Here is a 24,845-nt window from a genome sequence, read left to right on the forward strand (position 1 = left end):
TGTCAGGCAAATCTGACGGCGGTACCGATCACGGCGTTGCGCACACCGGTGAGCCGGGATGCCGTCGCCACCCGCGCGACCATCCGCGACGCACGAACCAGCCGCTGTGTGCGACGACGTCGTGCGCGGTCGTAGAGGCGGAGGGCCTCGCTCACCGGATGCTCGGTCAGCAACGTGGCGAGTGTTGCGCCGTCGACCATCGCTTCGCACGCGCCCCGGCCGAGGTTGGGTGTCATCGCGTGCGCTGCGTCGCCGATCAGTGCGGTGTTGCCGCGCACGTACGACGGCAGAGCCGGTGACTCGTACAGATCGTGATGCAGAACGTCCGCGGGATCGAGCCTGTCGAGCACGTCGCGCGCGCCGCGGTGCCAGTCGCCGAAGCGTGCACGCAGTTCGTCGACCGTGCCTGCTCCACCCGCTGGCGCGCGGACGGCCGCGAACCAGTTGGTGAGGTCGCCGTCGCGCGGGGTGATCCCGAAGAGTGCGCCCGGACCCCAGGTCTCGCTCATCGCGGTGGTGGCTCCGGGAACCCAGCCGCGCCATGCTGCATATCCGGAGTGCACAGGGCGATACGAGGGGCCGAAAATCTGGTCTCGGACTGTACTGCCTATGCCGTCGGCGCCGATGGTGACGTCGTAGCCCGTGAGGTCGGCGAGTTCGGGAGCGGCACTCCCGAACCGGACGGTGTCGGACGGGAGGCCCCTTATGAGGAGCCCGAGCAGGACGGGACGCGACAGCAGGATCGCCGGCGTACGGATGTCGCTGAAGCGTCCGAGCACCTTTCCGTCCCATCTCATGAGTGCGCCGGATTTCTGCAGAACACCGAGGCGCTGCGCCTGTCCGACCAGGCCGGCGAGTTCGAGCGCCTCGACGGCTTCGGGCCACAGTCCCAGTGCGGTGCCGGTGGTGGGCGGTGCCGCGGCCCGTTCGAAGACGTCGACGTGCCAGCCGCGGGTGGCGAGGGCGTTCGCGGTGGTGAGCCCGCCGATTCCTCCGCCGAGCACCGCGGCTTTTCCTGCGTATTCGGTGGCCATGCCTGCAAGATACTACGGATGTAGTGTCGTGTCACTACATCCGTAGTTGGGTCGTAGGATCATGCAGTGACCGACAAACGCACTACCGTGCTCGACGCCGCGATCGAACTGCTCGGAACAGAAGGCCTGCGCGCGCTCACACACCGGCGCGTCGACTCGATCGCCGGCGTGCCGGCGGGGTCCACGTCGAATTACTTCCGCACGCGTCAGGCGTTGGTCGAAGGAGTCCTCGATCGCCTTCTCGAACGCGACCGGGTCGACGTGGCTGCGCTTGCGGGCACCGCATCGGCAGCACCGCGCGACGAACGTGAGCTCGAGGATCTGCTGTGCGGATACGTGCTGTTCGCGACCGACAGCGACACGGTGCGGACCCGGGCGCGCTTCGCGATGTTCGTCGAGGCCATGGCCGTGCCGGAACTTCGCGCCGCGGTGGAGATCAGACGCAGCGAGCTGAGGGCGTGGGGCGCGGCGATGCTGGCAGATCTCGGCGCCGACGGCCCAGGTGAATCCGACGCCGGTGCGCGGCTTCTCGTCGACTATCTCGACGGTGTGATCCTGCATCGGCTGACGTCCGGAAGCGACCCGGACCCGAGGGAGGGGGTTCGCCGCATCCTCGAAGCCGTGCTGCGTCCGGAGCACGCGCGGTGACGCCCCCGCTACGGGCCTGTTACCGGCATATTTCCGCTGCTCACGTGCAAAGTAGGGCAGCCTTGCTTGCGTAACCCCCGGTGGCCTGGCATATCGTTTGTTGCGAGGCGGTGGGCCCACGATGTCCCACCGATCGTCAGGTTCGATCCCGCGCTGCCGAAAAAGGCACCCGCACCGTCGCGGATGGGCGGATACTGACGAGGACAAGGTATCGGCGCACCCGGGTCGGTACCCATCTACAGCAGTAGATGGCCATCAGTGTTGCTGGTCGTCAGTTGCCATCACCGCAACGAAGGCTAGGTATGACTCATCTTCCCGGGCCTCGAGGGCTCTACCACCCGGCAAACGAGCACGACTCCTGTGGCGTCGCGTTTGTCGTGGACATGCATGGTCGACGCAGCCGCGACATCGTCGAGAAGGCGATCACCGCGCTGGTCAATCTCGAACACCGCGGCGCTGCGGGCGCAGAACAGAACACCGGCGACGGCGCCGGCATTCTCATCCAGGTCCCCGACGCATACTTCCGCGCGGTCGTGGACTTCACCCTGCCCGCCGCCGGCGCCTACGCCACCGGCATGGCCTTCCTGCCCCAGGGTGCCGATGCGGCCGACGAGGCGCAGGCAGCGGTGAATCGGATCGTGGAGGAAGAGGGCCTCGAGGTCCTCGGTTGGCGAGAGGTGCCGATCGACACCTCCGATCTCGGCTCGATGGCCAAGGACGCCATGCCGACGTTCCGCCAGATCTTCATTGCGTCGGGCGCGCGGGCCCTCACGGGCCTGGACCTCGAGCGACGTGCCTACGTCGTGCGCAAGCGCACCGAACACGAACTCGGCAGCAGCGGAGCCGGCCAGGACGGCCCCGGCAGCGAGACCGTGTACTTCCCGAGCCTGTCGGCGTCGACGTTCGTCTACAAGGGCATGCTCACGACGCCGCAGCTCAAGGGCTTCTTCCGCGACCTGCAGGACGAGCGTGTCGAGTCGGCGCTGGGCCTCGTGCACTCGCGCTTCTCCACCAACACGTTCCCGTCGTGGCCGCTCGCGCACCCGTTCCGCCGTGTCGCGCACAACGGTGAGATCAACACGGTCATCGGCAACTCGAACTGGATGCGCGCCCGCGAGGCGCTCATCGACACCGACGTGTTCGGCGGACGCGGCAAGCTCGAGAAGATCTTCCCTGTCGTCACCCCGGACGCATCCGACACCGCTCGTTTCGACGAGGTGCTCGAGCTGCTGCACCTCGGTGGCCGCAGCCTTCCGCACGCCGTGCTCATGATGATCCCCGAGGCGTGGGAGCGGAACGAGGCGATGGATCCCGCCCGCCGCGCGTTCTACGAGTACCACTCGGCGCTGATGGAGCCGTGGGACGGACCGGCATCGGTGTGCTTCACCGATGGCACGGTCATCGGTGCGGTCCTCGACCGCAACGGCCTGCGCCCGTCGCGCGCGTGGGTCACCGACGACGGTCTGGTCGTCATGGCCTCCGAGGTCGGCGTGCTCGACATCCCGGCCGAGAAGATCATCAGCAAGCGACGCCTCCAGCCGGGTCGTATGTTCCTCGTCGACACCGCAAAGGGGCGGATCGTCGAGGACGAGGAGATCAAGTCGGAGCTAGCTGCCGAGCATCCGTACGAGGAGTGGATCGAGAAGGGTGTTTCCCGTCTCGAGGACCTCCCGCCGTCCCGCTACACCTACATGTCCCACGAGCGTGTCGTGCTGCGCCAGCAGGTGTTCGGATACACCCGCGAAGAAGTGGATCTGCTGATCAAGCCGATGGCAGCGACCGGCGGTGAGGCGCTCGGCTCGATGGGCACCGACACTCCCATCGCAGTGCTGTCGTCGCGTCCGCGGACGTTGTTCGACTTCTTCTCGCAGCTCTTCGCCCAGGTCACCAACCCGCCACTCGACGCCATCCGCGAGGAGATCGTCACGAGCCTCGGCGGCATGCTCGGCCCCGAGGGCGATGTGCTGCGGCCCACCGCGGAGTCGTGCCGCCAGATCCTGCTGTCGGCGCCGGTCATCGACAACGACGACCTGCAGAAGCTCATCCACGTCAACGACAAGAAGCAGTACCCGGGATTCAGCAGCGTGATCGTGCGCGGTCTCTATCCCGTCGCGGAGGGTGCCAAGGGGCTGCACACGGCGCTCGAGAGCATCCGCGAGCAGGTATCGCAGGCGATCGACAAGGGCGCCCGCCTGATCGTGCTGTCCGACCGCGAGTCCGACGAGAAGCTCGCTCCGATCCCGTCGCTGCTGCTCACCTCCGCGGTGCACCACCACCTCGTGCGCGAGAAGACCCGCACCAAGGTGGGTCTGCTCGTCGAGGCCGGTGACGCCCGCGAGGTGCACCACATAGCCGCCCTGTGCGGGTTCGGTGCGGCCGTGGTCAATCCGTACATGGCGTTCGAGAGCATCGACGAGCTGCTCCAGAACGGCGATCTGCCCGACGGCATGACCCTCGACAAGGCTATCGCCAACTACATCAAGGCAGCGTCGAAGGGCGTGCTCAAGGTGATGTCCAAGATGGGCATCTCCACGCTCGCGTCCTACACCGGCGCGCAGCTGTTCCAGGTCATCGGCCTGTCGCAGGAGCTCGTCGACGAATACTTCACCGGACTACAGAGCCAGCTCGGCGGCGTCGGCCTCGAGGAGATCGCGGCGGATGTCGCTGCGCGGCACCGGATGGCGTTCCTCGATCGCCCGTCCGAGCATGCGCACCGTGAGCTCGAAGTGGGCGGCGAGTACCAGTGGCGTCGCGAGGGTGAGTACCACCTGTTCAACCCGGACACGGTGTTCAAGCTCCAGCACGCCACGCGCACAGGTCAGTACAAGATCTTCAAGGAGTACACGAAGCTCGTCGACGACCAGTCGGAGCGGCTCGCGTCGCTGCGTGGACTCTTCGAGTTCAAGACGGGCCTGCGCCCGTCGGTTCCGATCGACGAGGTCGAGCCGGCCAGCGAGATCGTCAAGCGGTTCTCCACGGGCGCGATGAGCTACGGCTCGATCTCGGCGGAGGCTCACGAGACCCTCGCGATCGCCATGAACCGCCTCGGTGGGCGCTCCAACTCCGGTGAGGGCGGCGAGCATCCCTCGCGCTTCACCCCGGACGAGAACGGCGACTTCCGTCGCTCGGCGATCAAGCAGGTCGCGTCCGGCCGCTTCGGTGTGTCGTCGCACTACCTGTCGAACTGCACCGACATCCAGATCAAGATGGCGCAGGGTGCCAAGCCCGGTGAGGGCGGCCAGCTGCCGCCGCACAAGGTGTACCCGTGGGTCGCCGAGGTGCGTGGTTCGACGCCGGGCGTCGGCCTCATCTCGCCGCCGCCGCACCACGACATCTATTCGATCGAGGATCTCGCGCAGCTGATCCACGACCTGAAGAACGCGAACCCGCAGGCTCGCATTCACGTCAAGCTCGTCTCCGAGCTCGGTGTGGGCACGGTCGCGGCCGGTGTCTCGAAGGCACACGCCGACGTCGTGCTCATCTCGGGCCACGACGGCGGCACGGGTGCGTCGCCGCTGACGTCACTCAAGCATGCGGGTGCACCGTGGGAGATCGGTCTCGCCGAGACCCAGCAGACCCTGATGCTCAACGGTCTGCGCGACCGCATCGTCGTGCAGGTCGACGGCCAGATGAAGACGGGTCGCGACGTGATGGTCGCGGCGCTGCTCGGTGGCGAGGAGTTCGGATTCGCGACCGCGCCGCTCGTCGTGTCGGGCTGCATCATGATGCGCGTGTGCCATCTCGATACGTGCCCGGTGGGTGTGGCGACGCAGAACCCGGTGCTGCGCAAACGGTTCACGGGTAAGCCGGAGTTCGTCGAGAACTTCATGCTGTTCATCGCCGAGGAGGTGCGCGAGCACCTTGCCGAGCTCGGCTTCCGCAGCCTCGACGAGGCGATCGGTGAGGTCGAGTGCCTCGACACCGCCAAGGCCGTCGACCACTATCGTGCATCGAAGCTCGATCTGTCGCCGCTGCTCGAGAAGGTGACGTCGCCGATCTTCACCGATCAGGACATGCACTGCACCAAGGAGCAGTACCACGCGCTCGACAAGGCTCTCGACAACGAGCTGATCGTCAAGGCGCAGGCTGCTCTGGAGTCGGGTACCCCGGTGTCGATCGCCACCACCGTCACCAACGTCAACCGCACGGTGGGCACGATGCTCGGACACGAGCTCACCAAGCGTTACGGCGCGGAGGGTCTGCCGGACAACACGATCGACATCACCCTGACCGGCTCGGCAGGTAACAGCTTCGGTGCGTACGTCCCCAAGGGCATCACGCTGAATCTGTTCGGCGACGCCAACGACTTCGTCGGCAAGGGCTTGTCGGGTGGCCGCATCGTGGTGCGTCCGCCGGAGAACGTGGCGCCCGGATTCGTTGCCGAGGACAACATCGTCGCCGGCAACGTGATCCTGTTCGGCGCGACCGGCGGTGAAGCACTCATCCGCGGTGTCGCCGGTGAACGTTTCGCCGTGCGTAACTCGGGAGCCACGGCCGTCGTCGAAGGTGTCGGCGACCACGGCTGCGAGTACATGACCGGTGGCAAGGTCGTGATCCTGGGCAGGACCGGACGCAACTTCGGCGCAGGTATGTCGGGTGGTGTCGCGTTCGTGTACAACCCGGACAAGGAATTCGAAGACAACCTGAACACCGAGCTGGTCGATCTCGAAGACCTCGAAGGCGAGGACTTCGTCTGGCTCAAGGGTGCAGTCGAACGACATCGTGACGAAACGGGCTCCGAGGTTGCAGCCCGCATCCTGGCCGACTGGTCACAGCAGGTCGGTCACTTCGCGAAGGTCATGCCTCGCGATTACAAGAAGGTTCTCATGGCTATCAAGGACGCCACCATTCGTGGTGCGAACGTTGACGAAGCGATCATGGAGGCGGCTCGTGGCTGATCCGAACGGCTTCCTGAAGCACGGTTCCCGCGAGACACCGGTTCGTCGTCCGGTTCCGCTGCGACTGCTCGACTGGAAGGAGGTCTACGAGCCGTTCCCGCTCGAGACCCTCCAGATCCAGGCGAGCCGCTGCATGGACTGCGGTATCCCCTTCTGCCACAACGGTTGTCCCCTCGGAAACCTGATCCCCGAGTGGAACGACCTCGCCTTCAAGGGCAAGTGGGACGACGGCATCGAACGGCTCCACGCCACGAACAACTTCCCGGAGTTCACGGGCCGGCTGTGCCCCGCTCCGTGCGAGGCGTCGTGCGTGCTGGGTATCAACCAGGACCCCGTCACCATCAAGCAGGTCGAGGTCGAGCTCGTCGAGAAGGCATTCGACGAGGGCAAGGTCACCCCGATTCCGCCGTCGAAGCTCACCGGACGCAAGGTCGCGGTCGTGGGCTCCGGCCCGGCCGGACTTGCTGCAGCGCAGCAGCTCACCCGTGCCGGCCACAGCGTCACGGTGTTCGAGCGTGCCGACCGCATCGGTGGTCTGCTCCGCTACGGCATCCCCGAGTTCAAGATGGAGAAGCGGTTCATCGATCGCCGTCTCGCGCAGATGGAGGCCGAGGGCACCGTCTTCCGCACCGGCGTGAACGTGGGCGTCGACATCACCGCCGACGAGTTGCGTGAGCAGTTCGACGCGGTCGTCCTTGCCGGCGGTGCCACTGTTGCACGCGACCTGCCCATCCCGGGACGCGAACTCGACGGCATCCACCAGGCGATGGAGTTCCTGCCCATCGCGAACCGTGTCCAACTCGGCGACCTGCCTGCACCCACCATCACGGCAACGGGCAAGAAGGTCGTCATCATCGGTGGCGGCGACACCGGCGCCGACTGCCTGGGTACCTCGCACCGGCAGGGCGCCGAGAGCGTTCACCAGTTCGAGATCATGCCGCGCCCGCCCGAGGAGCGCGCCGACTCGACCCCGTGGCCGACCTACCCGCTCATGTACCGGGTGTCGTCCGCGCACGAGGAAGGCGGCGAGCGGGTCTTCTCGGTCAACACCGAGCAGTTCGTCGGTAAGGACGGCAAGGTCACCGCGCTGAAGGCACACGAAGTGCAGATGGTGGACGGCAAGTTCGGGAAGGTCGAGGGCAGCGACTTCGAGCTCGAAGCAGACCTGGTGCTGCTCGCGATGGGTTTCACCGGTGCCGAGAAGCCCGGACTGCTCACTGATCTGGGTGTGGACTTCGACCAGCGCGGCAACGTCGCCCGCTCGTCGGAGTGGAACACCAACGTCGACGGTGTGTTCGTCGCCGGCGACATGGGTCGCGGTCAGTCGCTGATCGTGTGGGCCATCGCGGAAGGCCGCTCGTGCGCGGCTGCGGTCGATCAGTACCTCGAGGGAGCAACGGCGCTTCCCGTTCCGATCACCACGCGGACCGTGCCGCAGCGCTGACTCACTCACACAGGGCCGCCCACCGGACGCCGGTGGGCGGCCCTGTGTGTTCCGGCGCCGCCCCGGTGCCCGAGCAGTTATCGTTCTGCGCATGACTGCATCACGAAGTGTCACGGCCCGGGCACTGGCGGTGGTCGCGGTCGGTGCCGGCGCTACCGCGATGGCCGTGCTGGCGGCACCGACGGCGGCGGCCGATCCACTGAGCGAGTGCGTACGCAACGGCGGTGGCACCGTCTCGGTCGACGGGGCCGCCCCGGTGGCACCGATTTTCGGCTTCGACGGTCTGCAACTGCTCGGGGTCGACGGTGGCAGCGGCAATTCCTGCATCACCAACGTCGGGCCGGGCGCTGTGCATGTCACTCACCCTGAGGGGCGCGAACCGGGCCGCAACTACGTGGCGGATGCTCCGCTCGAGATGCGTGTCGACGGTGGCCTCGGCAATATCGCGGTCACGAACCTCGGGACAGGCGCCGTCACCGTCCATCGCGACTCGGTCACCCCGCAGCCGCAGCAGGCGTCGAGCGCACCTGAGGCGATGCCGCAACTCGAACTCGACGCGGGCAGCGACGGTGTGTTCGTCACCAACATCGGCACGGGCTCCGTGGAGGTGCGCGACTGGGACCATGCGGCTGGGCCGTTGCCGGCCGAGATCCCTGCTCCGCACGGCATGGTGGTCACCGACCCGATCACCGGCAACGTCTACGTCACCAACTTGTTCGGTCCGGCAGTGACCGTGGTGGATCGAGCGGGAGGGCCGGTCTCGCGGGTCGTCGAGAAACCCGATCCGGTCACCTCCCTCGATCACGGCACCAGCAATGTGTTCGTCACCAACATCGGCGGCGGAGCCGTCACCGTGGTGCGTGGATAGAACTTTTCTGCCCGGAGGATCGGGGACTCATATCACGCCGTGTTCACGAATGTGTCATATTCGTAATGGACACTGTGGGCGTGGCGTGACATGACAACGAGGCCGGGGGATTTCGGATGCGTTTCGGTAAGGCATCGACGATGTTGGCGGCGGCTGCCGCCGTGGTGGGGTCGATCGTGGCAGCTCCTGCAGCGCAGGCAGATCCGGGTGGCTGCCCGACGTTGAATGTGATCGCAGTGCCCGGAACGTGGGAAACGTCGAGCACCCCGGACCCGGAGCGTGGTAACGGCATGCTGGCCCAGGTCACGTCCGGATTACCGGCCGGTGCCCGAGTCGACTACGTGCAATACCCGGCCACCGCCTTCCCATGGGAAGGCGACATGTACGGGGTCTCCCGAAACCGGGCCGTCGACAACGCCCGCGACCTGATCGCCGGCACCGCAGCGCACTGCCCGGGCACTGATTTCGCGCTCGTCGGCTACAGCCAGGGCGCCGACGCCGCGGGCGATCTCGCTGCCGAGATCGGCACCGGGCTCGGCGTGATCCCGCCACACCGACTCACCGCGGTCGGCCTGATCTCCGATCCACGTCGCTCCGAAACCGACGCGCTCGTCGGACCTCCCGTGCCCGGCAATGGTGCCGGCGGATCCCGCGTCGGCGGATTCGGATTCGTGAGCCCCGACGTCCGCACCATCTGCGCCGTCGGCGACCTGTACTGCTCGACGCCCCGCGAGGACTACGTGACACGCCTCGCCGGGTTCCTGGCGATCACCGCGGGAACGGGCCCCGACGCATTCGAGCATTACCGAGACGAGGCCACCATCCTCTACAACGACATCATGTCGGCCGGTGGGGTGCCCACGTTGCAGTTGCAGATCAGCCCCGAGGCGAACGTCGAACGCGAGACGCAGATCCGCGAGTTCTACGGGTCGCAGATCCACCAGGACTACTCGAACTACGCGGTCGACGACCGCGGCACGACGGCAACGGTCTGGCTCAACAACTGGCTCGCGTCGAAGGTATGACGCGAGCTGTGCGGCCAGTCAATCGAGATCGAAACGCGATCCCACCCGCACTACGCGGGGAGCCAAGCGGCTCAGCCACTTCCGGGCCTTCGCGCCAGGAGCGACGGTGACTATGGGCCGATTGTGGCGCACCGCGGAAACGATCGCATCGGCCACACGCTCGGGTTCGACGTGCAGTCTGCGGTAGATCGACTGCGCACGCTCGCGGCGAGCGGCGCGCTTCTCCCTGCTGGGAGCAACGTATTCGGTGTTCCGGGTCAGATTCGTGTTCACCAGGTCCGGGCACACCACGGTGACACCGATGCCGTGCTCGATCAGCTCGGCGCGTAGACATTCCGACAGCATGAACACTGCCGCCTTGCTCGTCGAATAGGCGGTCAGGTTCCGCTGCGTCATGAACGCTGCTGCCGATGCCACGTTCACGATGTGTCCGCCGGTCCCGCGTTCGATCATCTGCGTGGTGAACGCGCGGCACCCGTACACCGCGCCCCAGAAGTTGGTGTTCATGACGTCTTCGAAGACCGACTGCGGCGTCTCGACGAACGCACCGATCACACCGAACCCTGCGTTGTTGACGAGCACGTCGGGAATTCCGTGTCGTGACCGGACGGTTGCCGCGAACTCGCGTACCTGCTTCTCATCTGCGACATCGAGCTCGTAGGCGTGTGCACCGCCACCGAAGACAGCGGTCGAGCCACCGGCAGAGTCAGGATTGTCGATGAGGTTCACGGTGTCGAGCGCGCCGTCGAGATCTTTGTCGGCGACCACGACGATCGCGCCTTGGGCTGCGAAGGCGCGTGCTGCGGCGCGGCCGATTCCGCTCGCGCCGCCGGTGACCACGACCAGTGTTCCGGTGAGATCGTGGAGGCGGGCGCGAATGGCCGTACCGGCTCGCCATCTGCGGATCTGCGCGTACCGAGTGGGCATACCTTCCATCCAACACGACAGAACGGGGTGTGTCCGGCTTCCGTGCTCACACCACAGTGATCGAGCGGGTGTGCCATCCACTGGCTCCGTCAGGGATCGGCTCGACACGCATTTCGGTTTGGATCTCGCCGTCCCGATCGGTGGCCCGTACCTGAAGTGTGTACGTGCCGGGCGACGCCTGCCAGCTCCAATACCACTGTCGCCAGGTGTCGATCGAGTACTCCTCGGAGAGGGTCGCATCGTTCCATGGTCCGTCGTCGACTCGTACCTCGACCCGTGCGATACCGCGGTGCTGCGCCCATGCGGTGCCTGCCACCAGTACCTCGCCGGCCCGGACCCGCGCGAAGGACGCCGGGGCATCGATCCGGGATGCTGTCTTGATGGGTGCCTGTTCGGCCCAACCACGACGCGTCCAGTACGCCTGCGCCCGGTCGAACCGGGTCACTTCCCAGTCCACAACCCATTTGGTGGCCGAGACGAATCCGTACAGGCCGGGTACCACCTGCCGGGCGGGATAGCCGTGCTCGAACGGCAGCGGCTCACCGTTCATCGTCACCGCGAGCAGTGCGTCCCGTCCGTCCCGCAGGACTGCGATGGGCGTTCCCACGGTGAACCCGTCGGCACTGGTCGACAACAGCATGTCGGCGTCGGGGGAGATGCCGACCTCGTCGAGCAGGTCCTTGATCGGATAGCCGACCCAGGTGGCGGTGCCGGCGAGAGCGCCGCCGATTTCGTTGGACACGCAGGTCAAAGTGATGGTCCGTTCGATCGGTGTGCGGGCCATCAGATCGCTCCAGCTCAACCTGATCTCCCGGTCGACCATGCCGTGTATCCGCAGAGACCAGTCGTCGGTGGTGAGCATAGGAACCTGCAATGCGGTGTCGATGCGGTAGAAGGCGTTGTTGCCGGTGACGAACGGCGTCGCCCCGGGTATCGCGATGTCGGTGCCCGGCGCGACGGCCGGAGCCCGGTTTCTCGCAGAGACGAGCGGGGCGACGAATGCCATGCGGTTGCTGATGGCTCCGGCGAGCGTGCCCGCGAGGTTGCGACCTGCCACACCCGCGGCTACTGCGAGGGTCGCAGCGGCGCCTGCCAGTACAAGGAATTGTCGGCGAGGCACCTCTGTGCCGGTGTGTGCTGCATGGTCGATCTCGTCGGCGCGACGTGTGAGGAGCATCAGGGTCAGGACGCCGGCAGCGACACCCGTGAGCGTCGGGGTGGCATCGACGACGGTCGCCCCGGGACGGCTCGTGGCCGCGTACATCCCGACGATGCCGAGAGCCACGAGTACGAGACTGCCGTAGGGGCGCCGCGGCCGTTCGACGACTCCGGCAAGCACGGCGAATATCGCGATCAGGATGCTCATCCCGATGAACAGCGCCGCCTTGTCGTTGGTGCCGAAGGCGGTGATCGCGATCTCTCGCGCCCACGAGGGACTTCGATCGACAGTCGTGGATCCCACCGCGAAGAACGGAGACGCGGACGATCCGAACGGCACCGCCGCAAGTTCGCCGACACCGAGCGTGACCGCAGCTGCCAGCACTCCGGAGAGCACACGCACCGGGAGGCCTGGCCGCACACGCGGGCGACGATCCCCTGATTCGCCGGACCCGTCGTGCGCACGTTCCTCATTCGTCGTCATGCCGTCGTCCTCCCACCATGTCGAGGACTTCGGCACCGATAACGAATCGGATGGGTGCGCCCGGTGCGGCAGCGGACGACGCCGCTTACCGATATCGGCCGAAATACACGAAATCAGCCGAGATACACGAAGTGCGACGGACCGCCACCCGGCTGCGAGGAACCGGTGACCGCCGGGAAGTTGAACGGGAGCGCGGTGAGCTTGTGCGGGTTCCCGTTCTGGTCGGCCTGCCAGCACTCGAGGAGCACGCCGTGGAACTGCGTGCACGCGATGCGCGTCGAGAGGCCGTACGGCGACGTGAGCCTGTTCTCGGCAACCAGCGGATTCCAGAATTCGCCGTCGGCCGGAACGAGGAATGCGGGATTCTCGACTACGCTGACCGCACCGTTGTCGGAGGGCCATTCCTCGGCAGCCGCGGTGCCTGCTGCGCCGAGTGCTGCTGCACCGGTGAGGGCAACGATCGAGACCATTCGAGTGAGGGTTCGCATGGTCCTTCAGCGTAGGCGTGCGCGCTCGACGGCGTGCCTCGATTCACACACGCAATGTGTCGCGCACGTGCCCTGTCTCGTTGATCGACGCTACTCGGCGTCGGCCGGTGCGCGAGACGAGAATGCGCGTGACCGATGCGTATTCGATCGGGAATGTCAGCGGCAGCTCGAGCCCGAGAAGGTCCTGCAGGACGATGTTGATGACACCGCCGTGCGCGACGATCACCGCCGTCTCCTCATGTGCGCACGAGGACACGACCTGGTCGACGGAGGTCAGCACGCGGGTGCGGAATAGTTCCGCATCGACGAAATCGGGCAGATGGCCTGCGAGGATGCGCTTGTAGGCGTCGGATCCGAGCTCCTTGGCGGTTTCGAACGGAATGTAGTGATCGAGGTCGTAGTCGTATTCCGCGAGTCCCTTGATCTGCTCGACCGGCAGCTTCTGCCGGTCGGCGAGCGGCTGTGCAGTTTGGAGTGCACGAAGTTGCGGGCTCGAGAACAACCGCGCGATTCGGTAGGGCGCGAGGGCTTCCACCAGCCGTCCGGCCTGGACCAGACCCTGTTCGGTCAAGGACGGATCAGCGCGCCCCAGGTTCACGCGGGCGTACTCCGGCTGGGCATGGCGGATCAGGAGAAGCTGCACGGCATCCACAATGCCAGGTGAGCCCACTCAGGTCGGAACGCCCCCGTTTCACGTGAAACAGTGGGTCTTCAGCGGCCACCCTGTGTGTACTGCACCTGGTCGTCCTCTCGGGACAGTCGCCTCGGGCGCTCTGTGATCGCCGTGGTCGTCGGTGCCTGGATCTCGGCGAGCATGTGTGAAGGGAAATAGATCGCCGCCGTCACACCGGCATTGGTATCCGAATCGAACGTGGGGCGGAGTCGGACATTCATGCCGTTGCGCGCGGCGAGACGTCCCACCACGAACAGGCCCATCTGCCGGGGTGCGTTGACATCGGCCTCGTCGCCGTCGGAAAGACGCGTGTTGATCTGGTCGAGAGCCTCGCGTGGGATACCGATTCCGACGTCGGCGATCTCGAGGAGGAGTCCGCCGCCTTCGGCAGATGCGAACTCGAGCCGGACCGCGCTGTTCGGAGGTGATGCCCGCAGGGCGTTGTCGACGAGCTCGGCGATCATGTGCACGACGTCGTCGATGGCGATCCCGAGGAGATATCCGTGCGGAGTGCGTCCGATCTGGACCCGCTGATAGTTCTCGACCTGGGAGACCGCGCCGCGCAACACGTCGGCGAGCGGCGCCGGGGATGTGCGGGTGCGAGGCCGGGTGCCGGCGAGCACGAGCAAGGACTCTCCGGTGCGCCGCATCCGCGCCGCGAGGTGGTCCAAGGAGAACAGGCTTTGCAGACGGACAGGGTCCTTCTCCTGGTATTCGAGCGAATCGATGAGCGAGAGCTGCTGCTCCACCAAGGTCTTGTTTCGTCGTGCCAGCGTTTCGAACATGACGTTCACCTGCTTCCGCAGGTGGGCTTGCTCTCCGGCGAGTCTGAGTGCCTCGGTGTTCATCGAGTCCACGGCTCTCGCGAGCTCACCGATTTCCTCATCGGTGTCGATGCCGATCGGGGCGAGGCTGACGCTCCCGACCTCGGCACCGTCCTTGACGGCCGCGATAGCGGCGGGCAGCTCGATGTTCGCCGCTGCAAGTGTGCTGTCGCGGAGGCGGCGCATGGGAACCGACAGGGACCGGGCGACGAGAAGGGCGATGATGAGGGCGAGCACCAGGATCGCGCCCACGACGATCGCATCACGGGTCGCGGCGGTGCGTGCCTCGGATGCGAGCCGGTCGAGCGTGACGGTGATTTTCCGGGTGGCGCTTTCGATGGCGGCGCTGTAAGGCTCGGAAGCCGCGATCATTGCGTACCCCAGTTGTTCACCGAATTCGGGGGTTGGCTCCAGGGTTCGGACGAGGGCACGCCGGCCTTCGATGTCTGTGAGCATGCCGTCGATCTGACCGGTATCGAGCCGGGATTCGAGCAGCAGACGGAGCGTCGCTTCCTCGTTGTTCATTGCGTTCTGGGCGACCACCTGTGCGGCCTCCGGGTTGGTGCCCAGAAAGCGGAAGGATTCCATCTGTGCGAGAAGGTTACTCTGGGCGTCCCAGACGTTGAGCAAGTTGGTGGCGTCCACCAGCGCGTCGTTGTTCTCGAGGAGGTCGAACACGACGCGGATGATGTTCCGGCAGCGCGTCAGGAAGTCGGTGGTGGTGCGGCGCAGTTCGTCGGGGGTGATCTGCGCACCGACCGCGGCGAGGTACAGTGCCTCACCATCTGCCAGCACAGAGTCGATATCCTGCGCGATCTTCGGGTCGAGATCGCTTCTCACCGAGAGTCGTTCGGCGAAAGCCATCGACCGTTCGATGTCGTCCGTCGACATGTACTCGGCGGGCAGCCCGAGCGAAGCCGTTGTCGCCACGCTGAGTACGGCTCGGGAGAAGTCGAGCATCGCGGGTGCCACCGCAATCTGGTCGGCGAGTGCTGCGACGCGCTGAGCATCGTCGAGCTGGGAGGAGACACGGAACCCTCCGAGTACGCTCGCGGCGAGCAATGGGACTGCGAGGACGACACCGAGCTTGTATCTCAACCGCCAATTATGCGGCTGGGCACCTCTGATACTGCGCTGGTCCATGTTTCGAGACGTTCCCTCCGCGAATGAATTCCGGCGAAGAAAACGTTCCTGCTCTTCACCCCAGCGCATCGTTCTACACGGGATATCTGATCTTGTACACCCCTCGTGCACCACTGACAGTTGGCCACCCGCGGTGCAGGTGTACGTCACAGGTCGCAATGGTGCAGCGAGCGGTATCCAAGTGGTTCTACGTCTGGGAACTACGAGGTTTGACGAACGGGAACGCGAGCGACTCGCGGATGCTGCCGCCGAGGATCAGCATCACGATCCGATCGACACCCATGCCGAGGCCGCCGGTCGGGGGCATCGCATGCTCGAGTGCGCGCAGGAAATCCTCGTCGAGTTCCATCGCTTCCTCGTCGCCGCCGGCAGCGAGGAGCGACTGCTCCGTGAGTCGTGCCCGCTGATCGATCGGATCGGTCAATTCGCTGTAGGCGGTGCCGAGTTCGACGCCCCACGCCACCAGGTCCCACTTCGCGGCGACACCCCGCTTCCGTGGATGGGGCCTGGTCAGGGGTGAGACGGAGGTGGGGAAATCGGTGTAGAACGTGGGAAATTCGGTACGGGATTCGACGAGGTGCTCGTAGAGCTCTTGCGCCGTGGCACCGGCATCCCAGGCCGGATCGTAGGCGATCGAGCGTTCGTCGCACATCCTGCGCAGGACCTCGACGGGAGTCTCGGCGTCGACGAACGTGCCGAGAGCCTCGGAGAGCGCGTCGTGGAAGGTCTTCACCGGCCACTCACCAGAGATGTCGATCTCCACCGGCGTGCCGTTGTCTCCCGGACGCACAATGATCTCGCGTCCGTGCGCGGCGACCGCCGCACGCTGGATCAGGACGCGAGCGAGCGTGAGCATCTTCTCGTAGTCGCTGTGTGCCTCGTACGCCTCGAGGATTGTGAACTCCGGATTATGCTTGAAATCTGTACCTTCATTGCGGAATACGCGTCCGATCTCGAACACTTTCTCCATTCCGGCGACGCACAATCGCTTGAGGTACAACTCGGGCGCGATCCGCAGGTACAGATCGGTGTCGTAGGCGTTGATATGCGTGGTGAACGGTGCGGCATTGGCCCCGCCGTGCACGGACTGCAGGATCGGTGTCTCGACCTCGAGATATCCGCGCTCCTGCAGTTGGTCGCGCAGGGAGCGGACCACGGCGCTGCGGGCTGCGAGCAGTCGCTGGGCGTTGCGGTCGACCGCCAGATCGACATAGCGCTGGCGGACTTTGGCCTCGGGATCGACCAGTCCGCGCCATTTGTCGGGGAGCGGATGCAGACATTTGCCGTTGATTCTCCACGAGTCGGCCAGCAGAGAGATCTCGCCGGTGCGGCTGCGACCCATCTCCCCGGACACTTCTACGAGATCGCCGAGGTCGAACAGGAATTGTCGGCCGCCGACACGTTCGCGATCGACGAGGATCTGCAGATCACCCGACCAGTCACGCACCACGGCGAACAGGACTCCACCGAAGTTGCGGATCCGCAGGATTCGTCCCGCGACCTTGACTGCGCCCCCGCGCGTCGTCGCGAGCGCTTCGGCGGCGGTATGGGTCGGCGGGTCGGCGACCGGATACGGATCGACGCCGTACTCGACGATTCGCTCCAACGTCTTCATGCGCACGCGGTCCTGCTCAGGACGTCGACGAGACGCAGGAGTGTACGTCGAACGTGATGAGGTGGTGTCGGATTCCGGTGCACTTCCGTCGTGAACTGCTTCGGGGACATCGGGAACCATCGAATGGGTTCCGGTGTGCTTCAGAAGTTTCCGGCGCCCGAAGCTGGGAACCGTGAGGAAGCCCTCGGCCACCGAAGAAGCCAGTGCGACGCGAGGGATCTCGCGGTTGTCGCGGAAACAGAGGAATCGCGGGACCCACTCGGGGTGGTACTTGACGTTGGATCGGTAGAGCGCCTCGAGCTGCCACCACCGGGAGAAGAAAAGCAGGATCGATCGCCACAGCCGCATGATCGGTCCGGCACCGATGCGAGAACCCTCTTCGAATGCGGAGCGGAAGACCGCGAAGTTCAGCGAGATGCGTTCGATCCCGAAAAGTGGTGCGTGCGTGGCAAGCTCGGTGATCATGAACTCGACCACGCCGTTCGGTGCCGCCGGGTCGCGGCGCATCAGATCGAGTGACACGTTGTTCTCGCCCCACGGCGCGAGCGACAACATTGCGACCGGTGTTCCGTCGACGATCGCCTCGACGAGCAGGCAATTCGCGTCGAGTGGATCGCCCAGTCGGCCGAGCGCCATCGAGAATCCGCGTTCGGTGTCGGTGTCGCGCCAGGCGTCGGCGAGACGGATGACATTGGCCATCTCGACGGTGCCCACATCGTAGTGGCGCCGAATCCGCACGGAGACACCGTGTTTACGTGCCCGGCTGACCGCCTGTCGTACCGGCTTCATATCGTGGCCGGTGAGGGAGAATCCCTGCGTGTGCAGCACGGCCTCGTCGCCGAGCTGCAGGACCGACAATCCGGCACGGTGATACGCTCGCGCGCCGTCTTCACTCGCACCCATCACGGCAGGTGTCCACCCGTACGCGCGCGCCACGCCGAGCCATTCGTCGATCGCATGCGGCCACGCTTCGGGGTCGCCGACGGGATCACCCGAGGCCAGGCACACACCGACCTCGACGCGATAGGTGACGGCGGCCTTGCCGCTCGGTGCGAACACCACGGCCTTGTCGCGCCGTGTCGCGAAGTAGCCGAGCGAGTCGTCGCCGTGCTTGTCCAGGAGTGCTCGGATTGCGGATTCGTCTGTGCCGGTGAGCGCATTCGACGAGCGTTGCGATCGGAACAGCACGAGCAGCGCGGCGAGCAGTGCGAGCGCGCCGAGGAATCCGAGGGTGGTGCTGACGAGCCAGTGCGTGTGCCCGCTGAACTGATCGTTGTCGATGAAGGTCAGGGCGGTGACGCGATTGATCGCCCACCACAAGCGGTCCTCGGGAGGTAAGGATCCGGGGAACAGTTCCACGAGACCCCAGCCGATCAGCGTCGCTGTGGCGAGGCCTCCCACGAGCACCGCCAGCGACCACGGAATCGACCCCGGCCGCACACGCGTGTCGAATTCGCCGAACGAAAGCAACAGTACGCCGACGAGCAGCAGGTGGACGATCAGCGCCGCGAGGTGATTCGGATCGCGGTCCACGATCGCGAGCATCAGATTCGTGAGCGCGAACCCACCGAGGTAAATCGTGAGAATCCACCAGGCGATACGTTTGCGCCCCGCGATCGCCGCGGCGAGCACTGCAACGACCAGGGCGAACGACAGACTCGTGTCGGGTGCGTCGAAGTAGTACTCGTCGACGTACTCGCGAGGCGTGTGGAGCCAGACGCGCAACGTCGGTGAAAGGGACCACAATGCGACGATGCCCGCATACACGGCGAGCGCCACCCCGAGGATGTGCGGCACCGCCGTCAGGCGAGCTCGGAAGCGTGAGGGCGCTGTGGGAGACGGAACCGTCACCGGGGACGGTGGATCCGGCCTCGCGGTGAGATCCGCAGACATGCCCCCGACCGTAGCGCTGTCGGGCCCGCGTTGCGAACGGTACGCGCTAGCGAGTGTCGGGCTCCCTGCGAGACAGCGCGCTGGGCCACCAGACCTTGCGGCCGATATCGATCGTGAGTGCCGGGACCACCAGAGACCGCACCAGCAATGCGTCGAGCAGTACGCCGAACGCCACGATGAACGCGAGCTGCGCCAGGAACAGCAGCGGTATCACCGCCAGCGCGGAGAACGTTGCGGCGAGCACGATCCCCGCCGACGTGATCACCCCGCCGGTGACCGTGAGCGCACGGAGCGTGCCGGTGCGCGTCCCCACCCGCTTCGTTTCCTCGCGCACTCGTGTCATGAGGAAGATGTTGTAGTCGACGCCGAGCGCAACCAGGAACACGAACGCGAACAGCGGCACCACGGGGTCGGCGCCCGGGAATCCGAATACATGGTTGAACAGAAGCGACGACACACCCAGCGTGGCCGCGAACGACACGATGACGGTGAGCATCAGCAGGATCGGCGCGACGATCGCCCGCAGGAGCACGATGAGCACCAGCAGCACCACGAGCGCGACCACCGGAATGATCAGCGTGCGGTCGCGGGTGGCGGTGTCCTTGGTATCGAGATCGACCGCGGTGGGTCCACCGACCAGAGCATCGGATCCGGGCACTGCGTGCACGGCGTCGCGGAGGCGTTCGACGGTCTGTTCGGCGTCGAGCGAATCGGCCGGATTGGAGAGGGTGGCCTGGAGCGCGACCTGTCCGTCGACGACCGCGGGCGCACCGTCGGGTCCGGTGACGGGTTCGACGGTGGTGACGCCCTCGATGCGGGCGGCGTCGGTGACGGCGTCGAGCGACGATTCGTTCGCGATGATCACGGTGGGGGAGCCGCTGCCTGCGTCGAAGTGCTCACCGAGGATCTGCTGTCCGGATTTCGAATCGGTCTGCAGGAGGAACAGGTCCGACGAGGCGACACCGCTGGCCTTGAACTGCGGCAGCAGCAGAGCGAATGCGACGAGGACGAGGCTACATACGATCCAGATCGGGCGGGGCTTCGATCCCACCCAGCCGGCGATCCGGCTCCAGAACCGGTGGGCCTGTTCGAGGTCGTCGTGGTCGAAGCCGGGCTCGTACTTCGGCCGGGTGGGCCAGAACGCGACCCGCCCGAGCAGAACCAGCGCTGCGGGCAGGAACGTCATGGACGCGACGAACGACGCTGCGATACCGATCGCGGCGACGGGGCCGAGCCCGCGGTTGGAGTTCAGGTCGGACAGCAGCAGGCACAGCACGCCGAGGATGACGGTGCCGGCCGATGCTGCGATGGGTTCGAGCGAGGCGCGCCACGCGGTACGCATCGCCGCGTACTTGTCTTCCTGGATGCGCAGTTCCTCCCGGAAGCGCGCGACGAGCAGCAGCGCGTAATCGGTGGCCGCGCCGAACACCAGGATGAACATGATGCCCTGGCTCTGCCCGTTGAGTGCGATCGTGCCGGCGTCGGCGAGCAGGTAGACCAGAAGGCTGGCGAGCGAGAGCGCGAATACGGCCGAGAGGATGACGACGAACGGCAGCAGCGGGCTGCGGTAGACGACGATGAGGATGAGCAGCACCACACCGCCTGCGACGAGCAGTAGCAGTCCGTCGATTCCGGCGAACGCGGCCGACAGGTCGGCTGCCTGGCCTGCAGGTCCGGTCACGTGGACGGTGAGCCCCTCGGGTGCCCCTTCGAGCGCGGTGCGCAGGTCGGAAACGGCGTCCTTGACCTCGACGCTGCTGTCGATCGGCACGATCATCTGCGCGGCTTGCCCGTCCTCGGAAGGGATGGGCGGTGGCCCCGCCGATTCGGTGGCGAGGAAAGCCAGGTCGTCCGGGGTGATCCCGCCGTCGCGCTCGGCCACGACGATTGCCGGGATGGCATCGCTGTCCCTGAACTCGGCGTAGATCTCGTCGGCACGGGTGGATTCTGCCGACGCGGGGAGGAAGGAACTCGCGTCGGTCGAGGCGACCTCACTGAGTTTGCCGGCGAAGGGCCCGCCGCCGCCCGCGATCCCGAGCCAGACCAGAAGCAGAACAGCGGGTATGAGCCACCGCAGACGCGAACGATGTGGTCTCGGTGTCGTCGTGGTGCTCAAGAGGTCCTCCTGATCGAGTGGACACGCGTGAGCGTGCAGGCACCATGTTGCCTCGAGGGTGCTGGTCGCTCAGGATTCGGAGCGTCTGAACGCCCGGATGAGTCAGGCGGTGGCTGCTCCTGCAGAGTCACTGATCGAGCGGATGACACCGACGAGCCGTCTTGTCTGCTCGGGTGCGAACAACTGGGTTGGTCCCTGCGGTGCGGTGTCGGTGAACGGCGCCTCGAACAGCAGCTTCGGGTCCATCTCTCCGTGCCTGGTGAGGTGACTGATCACGAGGTTGACGAAGTCGATCTGGCTGGCGGTGGCGGTGCGTTCCCCGAGGAACTCCGCGAATACCTCCTGCACGGCCTGCTGGTCGAGGCCGACGAGGGAGCGGATGAACCGCCCCAGCCCCTGCGCGTTTGCGATGGCCCGTTCCATGTATTCGGGGTTGCCGGCGCCGCTGCGCGCCAGCAGCTCTTCGAGAGATTCCAGGTCGGCCGGGGTCAGTGACTTGCCGGAGCGCACCTTCTGCAGGGCGAGGTTGTGGGGCTGGCGGCGCAGGTAGTCGCGCACCTTCGCGGTGTAGCGCTCGACGTCGGTGCCGGAGCGCATCTCCGGCATGTTTCGCGGAGCAGTTCCTCTTTGGCCTTGACCTTCGGGATCGCCAGCCCTTCCTCGAGCAGCCCGTCGACGACACCGCGGATGGTGCCCTCGTGTTTCGGAAGGGTGCCGTCGTCGATGATGACCGCGAGCTGGCCCCGCAGGACGACGAGATCGAACCGCTTGGCCATCTCGTCGTTGTCGCGCACGGTGGTCGGTAGCCCGGCAAGTGCCTCGACGATCTCGGCGGCCTGCTGCTCCGTCAGCGAGTCCCACGCGCCGCGGTCGGCGTACATCTCGACCTCACGACGACGGGTGCGGACGATGAAGTTGTCGAGTCGCATACCGGCGACCTGGGTGTGCAGTGTGTCCGCGGTTGCCTTGCGCAGTTCGGTTGCCGCGCCGGAACGGTCCAGTGCCGCCACGAGTTCGGTGCGTACGGTGAACAGCCGCTGCGACAGCGAGGGCGAGAGCGCGCCCTCGGAGGCGTCCGGGTGCTGATCGAAATAGTCGAAGTTGCCACACACGTCGAAGATGAAGAAGTCGGTCTTGTCCTGGCCGGGGCCGTACAGGTCAGGTCGCAGACGGGTGCCACGGCCGACCATCTGCCAGAACTTCGACTTCGACCGCACGGGTTTGAAGAACACCAGGTTCACGACCTCAGGGACGTCGATGCCGGTGTCGAGCATGTCGACGGAGATGGCGATGTGCGGTTCCTGGTCGGGTTGTGAGAACTTGTCGATGAGATCCTGACCGTAGGTCACCGAGTGGGTGATGACGCGCGCGAAGGAGCCCTTGAATTCGGGGTAGTTGGCATCGAACCGATCCGCGATGAACTGGGCGTGCCGCTCGTTCTTCGCGAAGACGATGGTTTTGCCGAGCCTGTCGCCTCCCGCGACGCGATGCCCGTGCGTCATGACCGTTTCGAGGACCTTGTCTACGGTGTCGATGTTGAACAACCACTTGTTGACGGCCTCGGCCTGGACGACGTCGGGGATCTCGTCGTCGGGGACGTCGTCGCCCCAGTCGATCCCCTCGTACCGCTTCTTCTCCTCGTCGGTGAGGTCGGCGTACCGGATACCGTGCAGCGGGAACGTCAGAGGCACCGTCACCGCGCGCGGCGGGACGAGGAACCTGTCGTTGATTGCCTGATCGAGCGAGTAGTTGTCGGTGGGGACACCGGTTTCGAGCTGGAACAACTGATAGGTGTTGTAGTCCACCTCGTCCTTGGGGGTGGCGGTGAGGCCGAGCAGCAGCGAGTCGAAGTAGCCGAAGATGTGCCGGTACTTCTGGTACACGGAGCGGTGCGCCTCGTCGATGACGATGAGGTCGAAGTAACCAGGACCGAATCGTTTTGCACCACTATCAGTTTCGTCGATGAGCCCCATCATCGTGGGATAGGTGGAGACGTAGACGCGGCCCTCGGTGTTCTTGTCGGTGAGCAGGTTCACCGGCGACGAATCGGGTAGATGCGTCTTGAAGGCGGCGACGGCCTGCTTGACGAGGGCCTTGCGGTCGGCGAGGAACAGCACCCGCTTGACCCAGTTGGCGCGCATCAGCATGTCGGCAAGAGCGACGACGGTACGGGTCTTTCCGGAACCCGTGGCCATGACCAGCAATGCGGCCCGCTGGTTCTCGTGCTCGAACCGTTCGGCGACAGCGCGGATGGCCTTCTCCTGGTACGGCCGGCCGGCGATTTCCTGCGGCACCGGGATGTCGGCCAGGGGCCTCATCGACGATCGTCGCGCGACGAGCAGTTCGAGTTCGTCGCGGGTGTGGAAGCCGGCGACCTGCCGCACCGGGTAGCGCAGGTCGTCCCAGAAGTGGTGCTCGAAGCCGTTGGTGTAGTAGATGACCGGGCGGTTCCCCGTCATCTGTTCGAGGCAGTCCGCGTACAGCTTTGCCTGTTGTTTCCCGGCGAACGGGTCCACGGACGTCCGCTTCGCTTCCACCACGGCAAGCGGACGTCCGTCGGCGCTCCACAGCACGTAGTCGGCGAATCCGCTCTTGCCGTCGGGCATTCCGGTGACCGGGTATTCGCGGTCTCGCGGCTGGTCGAGCAGCCACCCGGATTCGCGGAGCATCAGATCGACGAGGTCGCGGCGGGTCTGCGCCTCGTCGTAATCGTGGGTGTCGGGGGCGACGGCACTGGCCTGGTGTGCCGCCTCGATCTGGGCGCGCAACTCCGCGATGAGCTGCTCGAGGCTCGCCTTCTCCAGGTCTGCCCTCTCGGCGGCCTCGTCGCGGGCCTGGACCTGTGCGATGAGGTCCTGCTTCTCGGTCTCGGACTGCTCGAGCTTCGCGTCCTTGGCGGCCAACTCGGCTTCGAGTTTGCCGAGCTGTGCGACGGTCTTCGCGACTACAGCCCCGCCGCCGGGCTTGGGCAACCGCGCCGGGTCGAACTGCTGCTGCGGCGACGGCTTGCTCGACGGCTGCGTCGCATAGTTGCGGGCCAGCCAGGACAGGATGTGGAACAGTTCCGCGAGTGCCTTCGTGCCGGCGTCCTTCGGGACGGGCCTGGTCTCGTGGACGGCGGTGTTGCCGAGTCGGCGGATGAGGTCCATCTTCGCGACGAGGGAGTGCCCGACGACGGCGACGAACTTGCCGTCGTGCAGTCGGGCCGCAAGATCGGACTTGTACGGTTCCGGCAGGTTCTGGGTGCGGTAAATCCATTTGACGGTGTGCTCGACGACGCGGCGGGCGTAGAAGCAGGTGGTGCGGGGGTCGAAGAGTGCGTCGCGTTCGGCCTTCTTGGCCTCGGCGTGCAGCTGCGGCCATTCGGCCTGCAGGAAGTCGAAGTTCCCCACCATGGACCGTGGTCCTCTCTTCGCTCGTGTGCGCGCCCGCGCAGTGACGTGTCGTTCTGTGCTCGATCTTGGCACAAGCATCCGAGTTGTCCGGAGCCGACGAACACTACTGACCGGGTCCGACACGACCGCCCGGGGCCGAATGCCGACAACCTTCAATATGGCCGTCGCGCATTAAAGGTTGAGATACTAAGCTTTGATTGTATCGGGCAGAA

Annotated in this window: 15 protein-coding genes; 5 read left to right on the forward strand and 10 right to left on the reverse strand. The window is 65.8% G+C overall.

Translation table 11 applies throughout. The features are described from left to right. Nucleotides 1–2: 2 nt before the first annotated feature. The gene (locus tag Q7514_RS10740; protein ID WP_330133237.1) at nt 3–1,034 is read right to left on the reverse strand and encodes an FAD-dependent oxidoreductase; all 1,032 of its coding nucleotides are present in this window, start codon (nt 1,032–1,034) and stop codon (nt 3–5) included. Nucleotides 1,035–1,100: 66 nt separating this feature from the next. On the opposite strand from Q7514_RS10740, the gene Q7514_RS10745 reads away from it, so the two are divergent. The 5 genes from Q7514_RS10745 to Q7514_RS10765 all read left to right on the forward strand — a co-directional run bounded on the left by Q7514_RS10745 (nt 1,101) and on the right by Q7514_RS10765 (nt 9,917). After that, a complete protein-coding gene (locus Q7514_RS10745) occupies nt 1,101–1,682 on the forward strand; it encodes a TetR/AcrR family transcriptional regulator (protein WP_330133239.1) in 582 nt (193 codons plus the stop codon). A gap of 302 nt (nt 1,683–1,984) precedes the next feature. Then, a complete protein-coding gene (gltB, locus tag Q7514_RS10750; RefSeq protein ID WP_330133240.1) occupies nt 1,985–6,580 on the forward strand; it encodes a glutamate synthase large subunit in 4,596 nt (1,531 codons plus the stop codon). Then, complete coding sequence (locus Q7514_RS10755) at nt 6,573–8,024, forward strand: glutamate synthase subunit beta (RefSeq protein ID WP_330133241.1); 1,452 nt, start codon at nt 6,573–6,575, stop codon at nt 8,022–8,024. Before gltB ends, Q7514_RS10755 begins: the two co-directional genes overlap by 8 nt. A 91-nt stretch (nt 8,025–8,115) precedes the next feature. Continuing rightward, entirely contained in the window at nt 8,116–8,892 is a 777-nt protein-coding gene (locus Q7514_RS10760) for a YncE family protein (RefSeq protein WP_330133242.1), read from the forward strand. A 116-nt stretch (nt 8,893–9,008) separates the two neighbouring features. Next, nucleotides 9,009–9,917 carry a cutinase family protein gene (locus Q7514_RS10765; RefSeq protein ID WP_330133243.1) on the forward strand — a complete coding sequence of 303 codons (909 nt, stop codon included), beginning with the start codon at nt 9,009–9,011 and terminating at the stop codon, nt 9,915–9,917. 18 nt (nt 9,918–9,935) lie between these two features. On the opposite strand, the gene Q7514_RS10770 is transcribed toward Q7514_RS10765, so the two are convergent. The 9 genes from Q7514_RS10770 to Q7514_RS10810 all read right to left on the reverse strand — a co-directional run bounded on the left by Q7514_RS10770 (nt 9,936) and on the right by Q7514_RS10810 (nt 24,633). Further along, nucleotides 9,936–10,844, reverse strand: coding sequence for an SDR family NAD(P)-dependent oxidoreductase (locus Q7514_RS10770; protein ID WP_330133244.1), 909 nt, complete (start codon nt 10,842–10,844; stop codon nt 9,936–9,938). 46 nt (nt 10,845–10,890) lie between these two features. Further along, entirely contained in the window at nt 10,891–12,486 is a 1,596-nt protein-coding gene (locus tag Q7514_RS10775) for a molybdopterin-dependent oxidoreductase (RefSeq protein ID WP_330133245.1), read from the reverse strand. A 113-nt stretch (nt 12,487–12,599) separates the two neighbouring features. Continuing rightward, entirely contained in the window at nt 12,600–12,974 is a 375-nt protein-coding gene (locus Q7514_RS10780; protein ID WP_330133246.1) for a hypothetical protein, read from the reverse strand. Between the two features lie 43 nt (nt 12,975–13,017). Continuing rightward, nucleotides 13,018–13,617 carry a histidine phosphatase family protein gene (locus tag Q7514_RS10785; protein WP_330133247.1) on the reverse strand — a complete coding sequence of 200 codons (600 nt, stop codon included), beginning with the start codon at nt 13,615–13,617 and terminating at the stop codon, nt 13,018–13,020. A gap of 68 nt (nt 13,618–13,685) precedes the next feature. Continuing rightward, nucleotides 13,686–15,569 carry a sensor histidine kinase gene (locus Q7514_RS10790; protein WP_330133248.1) on the reverse strand — a complete coding sequence of 628 codons (1,884 nt, stop codon included), beginning with the start codon at nt 15,567–15,569 and terminating at the stop codon, nt 13,686–13,688. Between the two features lie 232 nt (nt 15,570–15,801). Next, complete coding sequence (gene lysX / locus Q7514_RS10795; protein WP_330133249.1) at nt 15,802–19,122, reverse strand: bifunctional lysylphosphatidylglycerol synthetase/lysine--tRNA ligase LysX; 3,321 nt, start codon at nt 19,120–19,122, stop codon at nt 15,802–15,804. Between the two features lie 46 nt (nt 19,123–19,168). Next, entirely contained in the window at nt 19,169–21,238 is a 2,070-nt protein-coding gene (locus tag Q7514_RS10800) for an MMPL family transporter (protein WP_330133250.1), read from the reverse strand. Nucleotides 21,239–21,340: 102 nt separating this feature from the next. Continuing rightward, nucleotides 21,341–21,835: a type I restriction-modification enzyme R subunit C-terminal domain-containing protein gene (locus tag Q7514_RS33315; RefSeq protein ID WP_330133251.1), complete on the reverse strand. Its 495-nt coding sequence runs from the start codon at nt 21,833–21,835 to the stop codon at nt 21,341–21,343. Next, the gene (locus Q7514_RS10810; RefSeq protein WP_330133252.1) at nt 21,727–24,633 is read right to left on the reverse strand and encodes a DEAD/DEAH box helicase family protein; all 2,907 of its coding nucleotides are present in this window, start codon (nt 24,631–24,633) and stop codon (nt 21,727–21,729) included. Before Q7514_RS10810 ends, Q7514_RS33315 begins: the two co-directional genes overlap by 109 nt. Between the last annotated feature and the right edge of the window lie 212 nt (nt 24,634–24,845).

The sequence above is a fragment of the Rhodococcus artemisiae genome, assembly GCF_036327795.1.
Taxonomy (GTDB): domain Bacteria; phylum Actinomycetota; class Actinomycetes; order Mycobacteriales; family Mycobacteriaceae; genus Rhodococcus; species Rhodococcus artemisiae.

What these genes read in the sequence shown, in the direction of transcription:
- gltB (WP_330133240.1), top strand. Translation starts at nt 1,985, where the DNA reads ATGACTCATCTTCCCGGGCCTCGAGGGCTCTACCACCCGGCAAACGAG.
- Q7514_RS33315 (WP_330133251.1), bottom strand. Translation starts at nt 21,835, where the DNA reads ATGCGCTCCGGCACCGACGTCGAGCGCTACACCGCGAAGGTGCGCGAC.
- Q7514_RS10775 (WP_330133245.1), bottom strand. Translation starts at nt 12,486, where the DNA reads ATGACGACGAATGAGGAACGTGCGCACGACGGGTCCGGCGAATCAGGG.
- Q7514_RS10760 (WP_330133242.1), top strand. Translation starts at nt 8,116, where the DNA reads ATGACTGCATCACGAAGTGTCACGGCCCGGGCACTGGCGGTGGTCGCG.
- lysX (WP_330133249.1), bottom strand. Translation starts at nt 19,122, where the DNA reads ATGTCTGCGGATCTCACCGCGAGGCCGGATCCACCGTCCCCGGTGACG.
- Q7514_RS10765 (WP_330133243.1), top strand. Translation starts at nt 9,009, where the DNA reads ATGCGTTTCGGTAAGGCATCGACGATGTTGGCGGCGGCTGCCGCCGTG.
- Q7514_RS10780 (WP_330133246.1), bottom strand. Translation starts at nt 12,974, where the DNA reads ATGCGAACCCTCACTCGAATGGTCTCGATCGTTGCCCTCACCGGTGCA.
- Q7514_RS10810 (WP_330133252.1), bottom strand. Translation starts at nt 24,633, where the DNA reads ATGGTGGGGAACTTCGACTTCCTGCAGGCCGAATGGCCGCAGCTGCAC.
- Q7514_RS10770 (WP_330133244.1), bottom strand. Translation starts at nt 10,844, where the DNA reads ATGCCCACTCGGTACGCGCAGATCCGCAGATGGCGAGCCGGTACGGCC.
- Q7514_RS10740 (WP_330133237.1), bottom strand. Translation starts at nt 1,034, where the DNA reads ATGGCCACCGAATACGCAGGAAAAGCCGCGGTGCTCGGCGGAGGAATC.